Source organism: Sinorhizobium numidicum (assembly GCF_029892045.1).
In the GTDB taxonomy this organism is placed as follows: domain Bacteria; phylum Pseudomonadota; class Alphaproteobacteria; order Rhizobiales; family Rhizobiaceae; genus Sinorhizobium; species Sinorhizobium numidicum.
Genome location: NZ_CP120368.1, coordinates 3,483,742 through 3,497,785 on the forward strand (window position 1 = coordinate 3,483,742; position 14,044 = coordinate 3,497,785).

13 protein-coding genes are annotated in these 14,044 nt (G+C 63.1%); 4 read left to right on the forward strand and 9 right to left on the reverse strand.

What is annotated here, in order from left to right; genetic code table 11:
- Positions 1-795, reverse strand: a complete 795-nt coding sequence (locus tag PYH37_RS27900) for a DUF899 domain-containing protein (protein WP_280735992.1) — start codon at positions 793-795, stop codon at positions 1-3.
- 122 nt (positions 796-917) lie between these two features.
- Here PYH37_RS27900 and PYH37_RS27905 point away from each other — a divergent pair, with 122 nt between their 5' ends.
- Together PYH37_RS27905 and PYH37_RS27910 are read left to right on the forward strand one after the other, a co-directional pair.
- Positions 918-2,138 (forward strand): helix-turn-helix domain-containing protein, encoded by a 1,221-nt coding sequence (locus PYH37_RS27905; protein WP_280734716.1) that lies wholly within the window; start codon positions 918-920, stop codon positions 2,136-2,138.
- A 9-nt stretch (positions 2,139-2,147) separates the two neighbouring features.
- Complete coding sequence (locus tag PYH37_RS27910) at positions 2,148-2,834, forward strand: Vgb family protein (protein ID WP_280734717.1); 687 nt, start codon at positions 2,148-2,150, stop codon at positions 2,832-2,834.
- A 155-nt stretch (positions 2,835-2,989) separates the two neighbouring features.
- Here the strand turns inward: PYH37_RS27910 and PYH37_RS27915 are convergent, their stop codons facing one another.
- The 7 genes from PYH37_RS27915 to PYH37_RS27945 all read right to left on the reverse strand — a co-directional run bounded on the left by PYH37_RS27915 (position 2,990) and on the right by PYH37_RS27945 (position 11,066).
- Positions 2,990-3,394: a F0F1 ATP synthase subunit epsilon gene (locus tag PYH37_RS27915; protein WP_280734724.1), complete on the reverse strand. Its 405-nt coding sequence runs from the start codon at positions 3,392-3,394 to the stop codon at positions 2,990-2,992.
- A 125-nt stretch (positions 3,395-3,519) separates the two neighbouring features.
- Complete coding sequence (gene atpD, locus PYH37_RS27920; protein ID WP_280734725.1) at positions 3,520-5,034, reverse strand: F0F1 ATP synthase subunit beta; 1,515 nt, start codon at positions 5,032-5,034, stop codon at positions 3,520-3,522.
- Positions 5,035-5,058: 24 nt separating this feature from the next.
- A complete protein-coding gene (locus PYH37_RS27925; RefSeq protein WP_280734726.1) occupies positions 5,059-5,940 on the reverse strand; it encodes a F0F1 ATP synthase subunit gamma in 882 nt (293 codons plus the stop codon).
- 27 nt (positions 5,941-5,967) lie between these two features.
- Entirely contained in the window at positions 5,968-7,497 is a 1,530-nt protein-coding gene (atpA, locus tag PYH37_RS27930; protein ID WP_280734727.1) for a F0F1 ATP synthase subunit alpha, read from the reverse strand.
- Complete coding sequence (locus tag PYH37_RS27935; RefSeq protein WP_280734728.1) at positions 7,497-8,063, reverse strand: F0F1 ATP synthase subunit delta; 567 nt, start codon at positions 8,061-8,063, stop codon at positions 7,497-7,499. The genes atpA and PYH37_RS27935 overlap by 1 nt, the downstream gene beginning before the upstream one ends.
- A gap of 248 nt (positions 8,064-8,311) precedes the next feature.
- Positions 8,312-8,698 carry an AGROH133_08824 family phage infection protein gene (locus PYH37_RS27940; RefSeq protein WP_280734729.1) on the reverse strand — a complete coding sequence of 129 codons (387 nt, stop codon included), beginning with the start codon at positions 8,696-8,698 and terminating at the stop codon, positions 8,312-8,314.
- 163 nt (positions 8,699-8,861) lie between these two features.
- Positions 8,862-11,066 carry a primosomal protein N' gene (locus PYH37_RS27945; RefSeq protein ID WP_280734730.1) on the reverse strand — a complete coding sequence of 735 codons (2,205 nt, stop codon included), beginning with the start codon at positions 11,064-11,066 and terminating at the stop codon, positions 8,862-8,864.
- Between the two features lie 173 nt (positions 11,067-11,239).
- Between PYH37_RS27945 and fsa the strand changes: the two genes are divergently transcribed.
- Positions 11,240-11,893 carry a fructose-6-phosphate aldolase gene (gene fsa, locus PYH37_RS27950; RefSeq protein WP_280734731.1) on the forward strand — a complete coding sequence of 218 codons (654 nt, stop codon included), beginning with the start codon at positions 11,240-11,242 and terminating at the stop codon, positions 11,891-11,893.
- Positions 11,894-12,031: 138 nt separating this feature from the next.
- On the opposite strand, the gene PYH37_RS27955 is transcribed toward fsa, so the two are convergent.
- Positions 12,032-12,946, reverse strand: a complete 915-nt coding sequence (locus tag PYH37_RS27955) for a GNAT family N-acetyltransferase (protein WP_280734732.1) — start codon at positions 12,944-12,946, stop codon at positions 12,032-12,034.
- Positions 12,947-13,080: 134 nt separating this feature from the next.
- Between PYH37_RS27955 and PYH37_RS27960 the strand changes: the two genes are divergently transcribed.
- Positions 13,081-14,016: a tyrosine recombinase XerC gene (locus PYH37_RS27960; RefSeq protein WP_280734733.1), complete on the forward strand. Its 936-nt coding sequence runs from the start codon at positions 13,081-13,083 to the stop codon at positions 14,014-14,016.
- Positions 14,017-14,044: the final 28 nt, after the last annotated feature.

Consider the following 14,044-nt stretch of genomic DNA (forward strand, 5'->3'; position numbering starts at 1 on the left):
TCAACTCCGACCATACTCGTCATGGAGACGCCACCAGACACCGCTCTCGTTGCGCCCCTTGGGGGCACGGTCGAGCCATTGATACATACCCCATAGGCCGTCCAGTCCGCGCGCATAGCTGGAATAGGTATGATAGACGTTGCCGTCGTCGAGCACGAACGCGCTTACGCCCGGCCTGTCGCGCGTATATGTGGCAACGTCGGTTCCAGTCATCGCTGCGATTTGCGCGACCGGTCCCTCGCCGGGTGACTGCCATTCCTGCATGGTCTTGCCTGCGAGCAGCTCGGGTGCCGGCGGCTCGCGGCGAAAGTTGTATTCTATGCTGCCCTCCCGCTGCTGCTCCTCAGTGAACCAAACGCTGAAGTCGCGGTTAAAGTCGCCGTCGTTCGAGGACGCCCAAGGGAAGGTCCAGCCCATCCGCCGCTTGAACCCTTGCAGCTTTGCGAGCGGTGCACGCGACACCGCGGAGAAGGCGACATCATGATTCTCAAGATGAACGACGATGCCGTTGAAACCATCCGCGATCGACGAGCAGGACGGGCACCCGGCCGTATAGTCGGGTCCGAACATGAAATGGTAGACGAGGAGCTGCGAGCGCCCACGGAAGAGGTCCTTAAGCGAGGCGCTCCCCTGTTCGGTCTCGAATCGGTATTCCTTATCGACCCGGACCCACGGTAAATCCTGGCGTCGCCGCGCCAGCTCGTCGCTGCGCCGCGTCAGCTCTTTCTCCGCCGCAAGCAGTTCGAGCCGCGCTGCCAGCCACTTTTCACGTGTTCCAGTCACATGTGCCGTCATCATTCTTCTCCCTTGCCTATCTGTCGTCGCACCATTCCTGGCGCGACGTGTTGCTTGCTGGTCGTGAGGTAGAATAGAACCGGATATCGAATGGTGAGAGTTACAAGTGTGACGGGATTCCGATGGACTCGCTGATCACCGCTGCAGCGCGGGCGCTTGCGGCCGGTGATCCGCTCGGCGCATTGAAGCGGGTCGCCCTGCGTGGCGATGCGCCTGCACTCGCACTCAGAGGCATTGCAATGGCGCAGCTCGGCGATCTCGTTCGAGCAAAGGCTCTCCTCAAAAGTGCTGCACGCGCCTTCGGTCCGAAAGAGGCGGTGGCGCGCGCGCGGTGCGTCGTCGCCGAAGCCGAGGTTGCACTGGTCTCGCGCGACCTCTCCTGGCCTGCCAAGGCGCTCGACGCCGCGCGGGCGACGCTCGAAGCGCACGGCGACCGCATAAATGCCGCGCATGCGCGGCATCTTAAGGTCCGGCGCCTGCTCTTGATCGGTCGCCTCGACGAGGCCGAGCGCACACTCGCCGTGCTCGATCCCACGCCGCTCCCGGCCGCGTCGAGGGTCGCTCATGAGCTGGCGGTTGCGGGAATCGCTGTTCGGCGCCTGAAGACGAAGGAGGCGCGCACTGCGCTCACTCGGGCCGAGCACGCCGCGCGCGAGGCGGATATCCCCGCGCTGACGGCGGAGGTCGAAAGCGCATCCCTCATCCTGAAGACGCCCGCGGCGCGGCTGATTGCGCGTGGCGAGGAACGCCCCCTCCTGCTTGAGGAGGTCGAAGCGCTCCTGTCGTCAGGCACGCTCGTCATGGACGCATGCCGCCATGTCGTCCGGGGCGAAGGCCCGGTGGTTTCGCTCGCGACACGCCCGGTGTTGTTCGCGCTTGCCCGCGCGCTTGGTGAAGCCTGGCCCGGAGACGTGCCGAGAAGCACGCTCGTTCAACGCGCCTTCCGGGCGAAGCATGCCGATGAATCGCATCGCGCACGGTTGCGGGTCGAAGTCGGGCGGCTTCGCCTCGAGCTTCGGATGCTGGCAGAGGTGAGGGCGACGAAGCGAGGCTTTACACTGGCGCCGCGCCGTGCCCGCGAGGTCGTCGTGCTGGCGCCGCCGGCCGAAGAGCAGCATGCCGCAGTGCTCGCCTTTCTCGCCGACGGCGAGTCGTGGTCGAGCTCGGCGCTCGCGATTGCGCTTGGAGCCAGCCCGCGCACCGTGCAGCGGGCGCTCGATCAGCTTGCGGCGGCAGGCAAGGTGCAGCCGTTCGGTCGCGGGCGAGCGCGACGTTGGGTGACCCAGCCCATGCCGGGATTCCCGACAATCTTGTTACTCCCCGGTCGACTGCCAAGTGATTAGGATGGAAGCATGAAACGAACCAAAGCCGAAATCCTCCGTGAATATGGGCCCTTTCCGGGTGCCGACCAGGTGCATGGGGTTACGTTTGACGGCCAGCACGTCTGGTTTGCGTCCGGAGACAAGCTGAACGCCTTTGATCCTGCGAGCGGGGAGGCGGTGCGCTCGATCGACATCGCCGCACACGCGGGAACGGCCTTCGACGGCCAGCACCTGTTTCAGATCGCCGAGGATCGCATCCAGAAGATCGACCCGAAGACCGGCCGTGTGCTCGCGACGATCCCGGCGCCTGGCGGCGGCGGTGACTCGGGGCTCGCCTGGGCCGAAGGCACGCTCTGGGTCGGGCAGCATCGCGGCCGGAGGATCCATCAAGTCGATCCCCAAACGGGGGCAATTCTTCGCACCATCGAATCGAACCGCGTCGTCACCGGGGTCACCTGGGTCGACGGGGAGCTCTGGCACGGCACCTGGGAAGGTGACGAGAGCGAGGTCAGGCGCGTCGATCCTGAAACGGGAGAGGTCCTGGAGAAGCTCGACATGCCTCCCGGTGTGGGCGTGTCAGGGCTCGAATCCGACGGCGGCGATCAGTTCTTCTGCGGCGGCGGAGCGGGCGGGAAGGTGCGGGCCATCCGCCGGCCTAGGCGAGGCCCTGCAACGGGCCGTCGCTCAGAGACCCCCGTCGGCTCCAAGCGCAAATAACCGAAGCCCTGAAGAACAGCTTTGCGCAAGTGGCCCTTCCGACCGCGAGTGGTCCCCCGACGCCGTGTTAACGAGCGCATGCTGTTTGGGGCACAAAAAAACCCCGCCTGAAGCGGGGCTCTTCCTGTGCCTTATCCCTTGTCGGGATGTCCCTTTCAGGCCGGGATGACGATCTCCCCGAGCTTCGTCAGTTCGGCGATGAACTGTTCGAGACGGGTCCTCTTCTCGTCGTTGGCGCCTTCCAATTCGGCGCGAACCGCATCGATGCGGTTCTCGAGGACCGTGGGGTCGAGCTCGTCGACATGAACCGCCGATTCAGCAAGCAGCGTGCATCCGGTCGGCAGGACATCCGCAAAGCCACCGAAAACCGCGTAGCGCTCGGTCTTCCCGTCGGCCGTCTTGACCGTTACCACGCCCGGCTTGACGGTCGTCATGGTCGGCGCGTGATGGGCCATCACGGTCATCTCGCCCTCGGTCGCCGGAATGACGACTTCCGTCACCTTTTCTGAGAGCAGCAGCCGCTCCGGGGAAACAAGCTCAAAATTGAAACTCTCGGCCATGACCATTCACTTCTGGTAAGCGCGCTGCGAAACGACAGCGGGCTGTGCATCTTCTCTGCCCCTTCACATCGCGGCAGAATGAAAACCGCGGCGCGAATTAGCCGCGCCACGGTTCGCAATGCTGGTTAAGCGGCTTCGGCAGCCAGCTTCTTGGCCTTTTCGATCGCTTCCTCGATGGAGCCGACCATGTAGAAGGCAGCTTCCGGCAGGTGGTCGTAATCGCCGTTGACGAGGCCCTTGAAGCCCTTGATCGTGTCTTCGAGAGCAACCAGCTTGCCTGGCGAACCGGTGAAGACTTCGGCCACGAAGAACGGCTGCGACAGGAAGCGCTCGATCTTGCGGGCGCGGGCAACGGCGAGCTTGTCCTCTTCGGAAAGTTCGTCCATGCCGAGGATGGCGATGATGTCCTGAAGCGCCTTGTAGCGCTGCAGAGTCGACTGCACCTTGCGCGACACTTCGTAATGCTCCTCGCCGACGATCATCGGGTCAAGCATGCGCGAGGTGGAGTCGAGCGGATCCACAGCCGGATAGATGCCCTTTTCGGCGATCGAGCGCGACAGAACGGTCGTGGCATCGAGGTGCGCGAACGAGGTTGCCGGCGCCGGGTCGGTCAAGTCGTCGGCCGGAACGTAGATCGCCTGAACCGAGGTGATAGAGCCCTTGGTCGTGGTGGTGATACGCTCCTGCATCGTGCCCATGTCGGTCGCGAGCGTCGGCTGATAACCCACGGCCGATGGGATGCGGCCGAGCAGAGCCGACACTTCCGAACCTGCCTGGGTGAAGCGGAAGATGTTGTCGACGAAGAACAGAACGTCCTGGCCTTCGTCGCGGAACTGTTCGGCAACAGTCAGGCCGGTCAGCGCGACGCGTGCACGGGCACCCGGCGGCTCGTTCATCTGGCCGTAGACCAGCGCAGCCTTGGAGCCTTCGCCACCGCCGTGCTTGTTCACGCCGGATTCGATCATTTCGTGGTAGAGGTCGTTGCCTTCGCGGGTGCGTTCGCCGACGCCTGCGAAGACCGAGTAACCGCCGTGCGCCTTGGCGACGTTGTTGATCAGTTCCATGATCAGAACGGTCTTGCCGACGCCTGCACCGCCGAAGAGGCCGATCTTGCCGCCCTTAGCGTAAGGAGCGAGCAAGTCGACGACCTTGATGCCGGTTACGAGGATCTGCGCTTCCGTCGATTGTTCGACATAGGCCGGCGCTTCCTGGTGGATGGCGCGGCGTGCAGAGGTTTTGAGCGGGCCGGCTTCATCCACCGGCTCACCGATGACGTTCATGATACGGCCGAGCGTTTCCTTGCCGACCGGAACCGAGATCGGCCCGCCGGTATCGGTGACCGACTGACCGCGAACCAGACCTTCGGTCGAGTCCATCGCGATCGTGCGGACGGAATTTTCGCCGAGATGCTGCGCGACTTCAAGAACAAGGCGGTTGCCTTTGTTGTCGGTTTCCAGCGCGTTCAGGATCTGCGGGAGCTGACCTTCTTCGAAAGCCACGTCGACCACGGCGCCGATGACCTGCGTCACGCGGCCGACCGCACCCGTAGCCGTAGCGACTGTCTTGGCGGTAGCTGCCTTCTTCGGAGCAGCAGGCTTCTTCGCCGCTGCGGTTTCTTTCGGGGTAGCTGCCTTAGCCATGATTCTTACCCTCTTCTCGTAACCTTAGAGCGCTTCCGCGCCAGAGATGATTTCAATGAGTTCCTTGGTGATCTGCGCCTGCCGCTGACGGTTGTAGTTGAGCGTCAGCTTGTTGATCATGTCGCCGGCATTGCGCGTCGCATTGTCCATGGCGCTCATCTTGGCGCCCATTTCGCCCGCGACGTTCTCGAGCAATGCCCGGAAGATCTGCACGGAAATATTGCGCGGAATGAGATCGCTGAGGATGGCGCCGGCGTCCGGCTCATACTCGTAGATCGCCGATGCGTCCGCGGTACCGGCCGAAACTTCGCCGTCCGAAGCCGGGATGAGCTGCTGGGCAGTCGGAACCTGCGAAATGACGGACTTGAACTCGGAATAGAACAGCGTGCAGACGTCGAACTCGCCGTTTTCGAAGAGCCCGATCACCTTGTGGCCGATCCGATCGGCATTTTCGAAGCCGACCTTCTTGACTTCACGCAGGTCGACGCGGTCGATGATCAGCGACGCGAATTCACGGCGCAGAATATCGAAGCCCTTCTTGCCGACGCAGATGATCTTCACCGTCTTGCCCTGCGCGAGCAGCTTGCGTACGTGGTCGCGCGCGAAGCGGGCGATCTGCGAATTGAAGCCGCCGCAAAGCCCGCGTTCCGCCGTGCAGACGATCAAGAGATGCGTATCGTCCCCGCCGGTCCCGGTCATCAGCCGCGGCGCGCTGTCGTCCGCGCCGACCGCCTGGGCGATATTGGCGAGAACGGCAGCCATACGCTGCGAATAGGGCCGGGCGGCCTCGGCCGCCTCCTGCGCGCGCCGAAGCTTCGCCGCGGCGACCATCTTCATCGCCTTGGTGATCTTCTGCGTCGCCTTTACGGAGGCGATCCGATTTTTCAGATCCTTAAGTGAAGGCATCCGTTGTCCGTCCTAACTGAAATCCGCTCAGGCGAAAGACTTGGCGAAGCTGTCGATCGCAGCCTTCAGCTTGCCCTTGGTGTCGTCGGAGATCGCCTTTTCCTTGCGGATGGCTTCCAGCACGTCCTTGCCTTCGGAACGCAGGTAGGAAAGCAGACCCTGTTCGAACTTGCTGACCTCGCTGACCGGCAGCTTGTCGAGATAGCCGTTGACGCCGGCGAAGATCACCGCGACCTGCTCTTCCGTCTTCAGCGGCGAGAACTGCGGCTGCTTCAGAAGCTCGGTCAGGCGGGCGCCGCGGTTCAAGAGCCGCTGCGTCGCGGCATCGAGATCCGAACCGAACTGCGCGAAGGCCGCCATTTCGCGGTACTGTGCGAGCTCACCCTTGATCGAACCTGCAACCTGCTTCATCGCCTTGATCTGGGCCGAGGAGCCGACGCGCGAAACCGACAGGCCGACGTTAACAGCCGGACGGATGCCCTGATAAAACAGGTCGGTTTCGAGGAAGATCTGGCCGTCGGTGATCGAGATCACGTTGGTCGGAATGAACGCCGACACGTCGTTGCCCTGCGTTTCGATGACCGGCAGAGCCGTCAGCGAACCGGCACCTTGGTCATCGTTGAGCTTTGCAGCGCGCTCGAGCAGGCGGGAATGCAGGTAGAAGACGTCGCCCGGATAGGCTTCGCGGCCCGGCGGACGACGCAGGAGCAGCGACATCTGGCGGTAGGCGACGGCCTGCTTGGAAAGGTCGTCATAGCCGATCAGGGCATGCTTGCCGTTGTCGCGGAAATATTCGCCCATCGTGCAGCCGGCGAACGGTGCGAGGTACTGCATCGGAGCCGGATCGGAAGCCGTTGCCGCAACGATGATCGAGTACTGGAGAGCGCCACGCTCTTCGAGAATCTTCACGAACTGCGCGACCGTCGAGCGCTTCTGGCCGATGGCGACGTAGACGCAATAGAGCTTGTCCTGCTCCGGGCCGTTGTCGTGGATCGGCTTCTGGTTCAGGAAGGTATCGAGGATGATGGCGGTCTTGCCGGTCTGGCGGTCGCCGATGACGAGCTCGCGCTGGCCGCGGCCGACCGGAATGAGCGCATCGATCGCCTTGAGGCCGGTCGACATCGGCTCATGAACCGACTTGCGCGGAATGATGCCCGGCGCCTTGATGTCAACGCGGGAGCGCCGCTTGGCATTGATCGGGCCCTTGCCATCGATCGGATTGCCGAGCGCGTCGACGACGCGGCCGAGCAGTTCCGGACCGACCGGAACATCCACGATGGCGCCGGTCCGCTTGACGGTGTCACCTTCCTTGATGTCACGGTCCGAACCGAAGATAACGACACCGACGTTGTCGGCTTCGAGGTTCAGCGCCATGCCGCGAATTCCGCCCGGGAATTCGACCATCTCGCCTGCCTGAACATTGTCTAGACCGTAGACGCGGGCGATACCGTCACCGACGGAAAGCACCTGGCCGACTTCGGAGACTTCTGCTTCCTGGCCGAAATTTTTAATCTGATCTTTGAGAATTGCGGAAATTTCCGCGGCGCGGATATCCATCAGCCGACCTCTTTCAGTGCAAGCTTAAGGGTAGAGAGTTTGGTGCGAAGGGAGGTGTCAATCTGGCGGGAACCGACCTTGACGATCAGACCTCCAAGAATAGACGGATCGACGGTGACGTTGACCGCCACGTCTTTGCCGGTGACGCCTTTCAGCGTCGCCTTCAATTCAGTTTGCTGCGCTTCAGTCAGCGCATGCGCCGACGTGACGTCGGCAGAGATCTCGCCCCGGTGGCGCGCGGCGAACAGGCGGAAAGCCTTGATGATGCCCGGCAGCACAAAGAGGCGGCGGTTGCGCGCGACGACCTTGAGGAAGTTGCCGACCAGCCCGGGAAAACCAGCCTTCTCGACGATCGCCGAAATGGCCTTGAACTGGTCGTCGGCAGAAAAGACAGGGCTCACGATCAGCCGCTTGAGATCGTCGCTGCCGTCGATCAGCGCCTGAACACGGTCGAGATCCGAACCGACCGCCTCGACCGAACCGGCATCGAGCGCAAGCTCGAAAAGCGAGGACGCATATCTTTCTGCAACACCGGAAATAAGCTGGGATGTGTCTGCCACGGGCACAAGCTTCTCTCAAATTCATCCAAGAACGTCAGCTGCGGCGAACCGTTGACTTAACATTCTGAATTTGCTGCAATAACTCGCAGGATATCGAGGCCGTCAGACCCACTTCCCCCGCAATTCGCGGTTCGTCTAGCATAGGATGTTTGGACTCGCAACACGCCAACGGCAGGAATGCGGCATTACTCGGTCCTGTTCGGCCGAATTTTGCCGTAAATTCCGTCGCAGCCCGCTGCGCTTGCCTTCGGCGGTCAGATCAGCCCGAAAACATAGGCAAGCGGCAAGAACGCGAGCGTTGACTGGATGGCGAGCGCGGTCCAGTTGAAAAGTGTCGCGCCATTGTCGCTCATCATCGACAGGATGCGGCCGAAAACGGCCAGCGCAAAGGCGGCGCCGACGGCGAGATAGACCATCGGCTGAGCCAGCAGAATGGCTCCAAGCCCTAATCCCAGATGCATGCCGCCCATGGTGGAGCGGGCCTCCGCCAGGCCGCCGCGCCGCCCCTCAGCGACCCCGATGCCGGCCGCGCGAAAGGTGAGACGGGGAGCAAAGAGCATGATGAAGCCGATCAGCGCCGCCGCTGCGGCCGCACAAAAAGCCAGGAACTCTCCGGTCTCCGTCGGAATATAGAACTCCATGGCCATCCCCGCGGCAAATCATCTCAGTGCAGGCGCCACGAGCGATTCTTCGCAGGCGCGTCATTGGGTCTAGCGCATGTCGGCGGCGAAGGGAATCAGCTGTTAGCGGGATGCGAGCGGAAAATCGCGCATGCTTTTCCTCATCCCGCTCTTGCCGGTCCGATCACAGGAAACTCTGCGGATCGATGTCGAGTTGCACGTTGATCGATCCGCGTTCCTTCGGGCCGGCAGCGATCATGGCCTTGACGAAAGACTGCATGTCGCTGTTGCGGCGCCCGTGGACGAGCAGGCGGAATCGATGCCGGCCGCGGATGAGAGCAAGCGGCGCCTCCGCCGGACCGAGGATCGAGATGCCGTCGACACGCGGGGCGGCGTTGCGAAGCCCGCGCGCATGACCCTCGGCATCGTGGCGCGTATCGGCGGAGACGATAATGGAGGCGAGCCGGCCGAAGGGAGGCAGGGCGGCCCGCTCCCGCTCATGGATCTCGCGTTCGTAGAAGGCATCGGAATCGCCGGAAATGATCGCCTGCATAACCGGGTGCTGCGGCTGATAGGTCTGAAGCAGACCAAGACTCTTCAAGCCCGTCCGGCCCGCGCGCCCGGTCACCTGCGAGAGGAGCTGGAATGTTCGCTCGGCGGCGCGCGGATCGCCGTTGGCAAGGCCGAGATCGGCGTCGACGATGCCGACCAGCGTCATCAGCGGAAAATTGTGTCCCTTGGCGACCAGCTGGGTGCCGATGACGATGTCGGCTTCGCCGCGCGCGATCGCTTCCAGCTCCAGCCTCAGTCGCTTGACGCCCATCAGATCGGAAGAGAGCACGATGGTGCGAGCTTCCGGAAAATGCCGCTCGACCTCCTCGGCGATGCGCTCGACACCCGGGCCGCAGGCGACGAGATGATCGAGCGTGCCGCATTCGGGGCAGGCCTCCGGCGTGCGCTCCGAATAGCCGCAATGATGGCACTGGATCTGGCCGCGGAAGCGGTGCTCGACCAGCCAGCTTGAGCAGTCCGGGCATTGGAAACGATGGCCGCAGACGCGGCAGAGCGTCAGCGGCGCGTAACCGCGCCGGTTCAGGAACAGCAATGCCTGCTCGCCGCGACCGACCGCCTTGCCAATCTGGTTGACGAGCACCGGCGAGAGAAATCCGCCACGCTCCGGCGGGTGGCGGCGCATGTCGACGACGCCGAGATGCGGCAGCGCCGCATCGCCGAAACGGGTCGGCAGGTGGATCGGCCTATAGCGGCCCACCTCCCCGTTGACGCGGCTTTCCAGCGAAGGCGTCGCTGAAACCAGCACGACCGGGAAACCGCTAATCCTCCCGCGCACGACCGCCATGTCACGGGCATTGTAGAAGACGCGATCCTCCTGCTTGTAGGCAGGGTCGTGCTCCTCGTCGACAATGATCAGGCCCAGTTCCTCGAAAGGGAGAAACAGCGCCGAACGGGCACCCGCGACGACGCGCACCCGGCCGGTCGTCACCTGCCGCCACACCTTTTCCCGCATGCGCGGCGCGAGGTCGGAGTGCCACTCCGCCGGTTTCGCGCCAAAGCGATCTTGGAAACGTTCAAGGAAGCTCGCGGTCAGCGCTATCTCCGGCAACAGGATCAGCACCTGTTTGCCGGCGCGCAGCGTCGCGGCGATCGCCTCGAAATAGACCTCGGTCTTGCCGGAGCCAGTAACGCCGTCGATGAGCGAGACGGAAAACTTGCCTTCTTCGATCGTGGTCAGCAGATCGGCAGCAGCCTCCTTCTGCGGACCTTCAAGCCGGGGTGCGGCGAAATCCGGATCCGGCGCGGCAACCACCGGCGGCGGTGGCATGAACACCGTTTCGAACACCCCCTGCGCCGCGAGGCCGTCAATGACGCTAGACGAAGCACCGGCGGCGTGCGCGAGCCCTGAGCGCGTCCAGGCAAGTCCGTCGCTCGCTGCGGCGATGACGCGTTCGCGTGCGGCAGTCATGCGCTCCGGGCGTCTATCCGTCAGCCGCAGCGCTTCCACCATCGGCTCGGGGTCGAAGGCGGTCGGCGCGCGGAGCGCCATTCGGGCGACGAGCCCGGGGGGCGTCACCGTATAGGCAGCCACCCAATCGAGGAAAGCGCGCATGTCACGATTGAGCGGCGGGCAGTCGAAAACCTTTTCGATCCGCTTCAGCTTCTTCGGATCGACGGTACCGTCGTCATCGCCGTCCCAGACGACGCCGACGACCAGGCGCGGCCCGAGCGGCACCTGCACGATCGATCCCGGCTCGACCGCCAACCCATCCGGCACCCCATAGGAATAGGCCTTCAGCGCCGGCATCGGGACCAGGACGGGCACGATGCGGCGGTCGAGTACCGCCCCGAATAAATCGGTTGAATCAAGCGTCATTTTGCCGTGACCTTGCCACCGGTTTCAGCTAAAGAAACTGCGCAGCGGAACCGCTGCCCTACAAGTTCAGGGTTTGTCACGGTTCCATCAGAGTTTCAACGCGCGCGTTTCTGCCATGGATTTGCTCCCGGTGGATACCCGCCCGAACGGCCGACTGCCAAGGGAGATACCCTATGAAATTTTTCGTTGATACCGCCGACGTCAAGGAAATCCGGGAGCTGAACGATCTCGGTCTTCTCGACGGCGTCACCACCAATCCCTCGCTGATCCTGAAGTCCGGCCGCGATATCGTCGAAGTCACCAAGGAAATCTGCGGTATCGTCGACGGACCGGTTTCGGCGGAAGTGACGGCGACGGAATACAGCGAAATGATGAAGGAAGCGGCCGCGCTATCGCAGATCGCCGACAATATCTGCATCAAGCTGCCGCTGACGCTCGACGGCCTCAAGGCGTGCAAGGCGCTAACGTCGGACGGCCATCAGACCAACGTCACGCTCTGCTTCTCAGCCAACCAGGCGCTGCTCGCAGCAAAGGCCGGCGCGACTTTCGTTTCGCCCTTTATCGGCCGCCTCGATGACATCGCCGTCGACGGCATGGATCTCATCCGTGAAATCCGCCACATCTTCGACAACTATGGCTACGAGACCGAAATCCTCGCCGCCTCGATCCGCACGGTGAACCACGTCAAGGAGGCGGCCCTCATCGGCGCGGACGTGGTCACGGCGCCGCCGGCAACGCTGAAAGCGCTGGTCAAGCACCCGCTGACCGACAAGGGCCTGGAAATGTTCCTGGCCGACTGGGCCAAGACCGGCCAGAAGATCGTCTGATCTATCTTCGACACGAAATCACCAGGGCCTCGCAGCGATGCGGGGCCTTCTTGCTTTCGGTCCGCCTCAACTGCAGTGCTATCGCCCCGCTTGCGGGAGAAGCTGGCCGGCAGGCCGGATGAGGGGGCAAATACCTTCCTACGCCACCCCGGCGGGCGACGTGAACGCCGCATCGCTATCCCGCGCGAGCTCGAATACCGTGTGGCGTTCAAGCGCCCGAGTAACCTCTGTCGGGTCGCCGTCGAGCGCTTCCGGAGCGATGAGATTGCCGATGCGGAAATCGAAAAGATCGCCCTTCTTGTTCAGAAGCTCGTGGAACACCGTCATGTCGCGCAGCTCCGTCGACCATTTGGCGAACCAATAGAAGAGGCCGGAATTGCGGGCGCTCATGTGCACCGGCAGGATCGGCAGCGCGTATTTGCGCGCAAACGTGACAGCGGAGCTTTTCCAGGGGCGTTCGTTGAGACGCCCGTCCGCCCAGTAGGCGATGCGGCCGGAAGGAAACAGCACCGTCGCTTTGCCCGCTTCGATTGCGCGATTGGTAACCTGCAGCGTTTCGCGGGCCTTGAGCTTGCTCTTGTGCTCCTCGCGCCACTCGACCGGAATGACCATCTCGACGAAACGCGGATTGACGCGGATTGCATCGCGGTTGGCGAAGAACATCATGTCCGGGCGGCGGCTCTTCAGAAGATCGAAAATCGCTATGCCGTCGGCGATACCCGTCGGGTGATTGCTGACCAGCAGAAATCCGCCGCGTGCCGGTATGCGCTCCGCCCTGTCCACCCGAATATCCAGCGCCAGCAGCGAGCTTAGGTGCTCGAAGGCCTGAAAGCCCGGCATATTGCCGACGGCGTTGGCGAACTCGATCGCCTTGCGGTAATTGAGCAGCGTGTAGAGAAAGGGCCGCATGACGGGCCACAACGGATGACGAACGATCCTCTGGCCGCGCTCCGCTATCAGCGTGTCTACGATGTGACCCGGCCGCCCTTGCGAGACTAGCGCAATTGCCTCTGCAAAATGCGCCAACGCGCTCGCCGAATCACGTCTCGCCATAGTCCCATCCGCGGTTGCTGACCGACCATTGCAGTTCAATATGATCGAAGAATGACAAATTCCAAGAGCACGTTAGCAAAAACATAAGACGCTCGATGGCATTCTCGACGGCATCCTTGATTGCCGGAACGACAATGCACGAGCTTCTTGTAATAGGCCATCCCGAAGTCATTGCGGAACGCCAGCGCTGGCTCAGAAGCCTTGCCGAGGAGCGCCGCCTTTCCGAAAAGACCGTCGAGGCTTATGAGCGCGATACACGGCAGTTCCTGATCTTCCTGACCGGCCACCTTGCCGGCCCTCCTCGCCTCTCCGACATCCGCACCCTGCGCCCCGCCGACCTCCGCGGTTTCCTCGCGCAACGACGCAAGGGCGGAGCGGGAGCACGCACGCTCGGGCGCGGGCTTGCGGGCCTGCGTTCCTTTCTGCGCTATCTGGAAAAAAACGGCCTTGCCAATGCCGCGGGCGCTGCCGCCGTGCGCTCGCCGAAACAGCCGAAATCGCTGCCGAAGCCCCTGACCGACCGGGACGCGCTCAAGGTGGTGACGTCGGATGCGCAGCTCGCCGAAGAGCCCTGGATCGCGGCACGAAACGCCGCCGTGCTGACGCTTCTCTACGGCTGCGGCCTGCGCATATCCGAAGCGCTTGATTTGGCGCCCGCCGATTTCAGCGCTGCCGCCAGCTCGCTGCGGATCACCGGCAAGGGCGGCAAGACGCGGATCGTCCCGTTGATCGCCGCGGCAACGGAAGCGGTCGCGATCTATCGGAAACTCTGCCCTTACCAACTCGCCGCCGATGCGCCGATGTTCCGTGGCGCGCGCGGTGCGAGGCTCCAGCCGGCGATCATCCAGCGCGAAATGCAGAAGCTTCGCGCAGCACTCGGCCTTCCCGATTCGGCAACGCCGCATGCCTTGCGCCATTCCTTCGCCACGCATCTTCTGGCCGGCGGCGGGGACCTCCGCACCATCCAGGAACTGCTTGGCCATGCGAGCCTCTCGACCACGCAGGTCTACACCGGCGTCGATTCGGCACGTCTCCTGGAAATCTATGACCGCGCCCATCCACGTGCCTAGTCACGACGATTCTGGGTTGAATCGGCCC

Bases quoted from the DNA above. Each gene is read 5' to 3' on its own strand.
- PYH37_RS27925 (WP_280734726.1), bottom strand. From the start codon at position 5,940: ATGCCTTCACTTAAGGATCTGAAAAATCGGATCGCCTCCGTAAAGGCG.
- PYH37_RS27945 (WP_280734730.1), bottom strand. From the start codon at position 11,066: ATGACGCTTGATTCAACCGATTTATTCGGGGCGGTACTCGACCGCCGC.
- PYH37_RS27960 (WP_280734733.1), top strand. From the start codon at position 13,081: ATGCACGAGCTTCTTGTAATAGGCCATCCCGAAGTCATTGCGGAACGC.
- PYH37_RS27910 (WP_280734717.1), top strand. From the start codon at position 2,148: ATGAAACGAACCAAAGCCGAAATCCTCCGTGAATATGGGCCCTTTCCG.
- PYH37_RS27915 (WP_280734724.1), bottom strand. From the start codon at position 3,394: ATGGCCGAGAGTTTCAATTTTGAGCTTGTTTCCCCGGAGCGGCTGCTG.
- PYH37_RS27905 (WP_280734716.1), top strand. From the start codon at position 918: ATGGACTCGCTGATCACCGCTGCAGCGCGGGCGCTTGCGGCCGGTGAT.
- fsa (WP_280734731.1), top strand. From the start codon at position 11,240: ATGAAATTTTTCGTTGATACCGCCGACGTCAAGGAAATCCGGGAGCTG.
- atpD (WP_280734725.1), bottom strand. From the start codon at position 5,034: ATGGCTAAGGCAGCTACCCCGAAAGAAACCGCAGCGGCGAAGAAGCCT.
- atpA (WP_280734727.1), bottom strand. From the start codon at position 7,497: ATGGATATCCGCGCCGCGGAAATTTCCGCAATTCTCAAAGATCAGATT.
- PYH37_RS27955 (WP_280734732.1), bottom strand. From the start codon at position 12,946: ATGGCGAGACGTGATTCGGCGAGCGCGTTGGCGCATTTTGCAGAGGCA.
- PYH37_RS27900 (WP_280735992.1), bottom strand. From the start codon at position 795: ATGACGGCACATGTGACTGGAACACGTGAAAAGTGGCTGGCAGCGCGG.
- PYH37_RS27940 (WP_280734729.1), bottom strand. From the start codon at position 8,698: ATGGAGTTCTATATTCCGACGGAGACCGGAGAGTTCCTGGCTTTTTGT.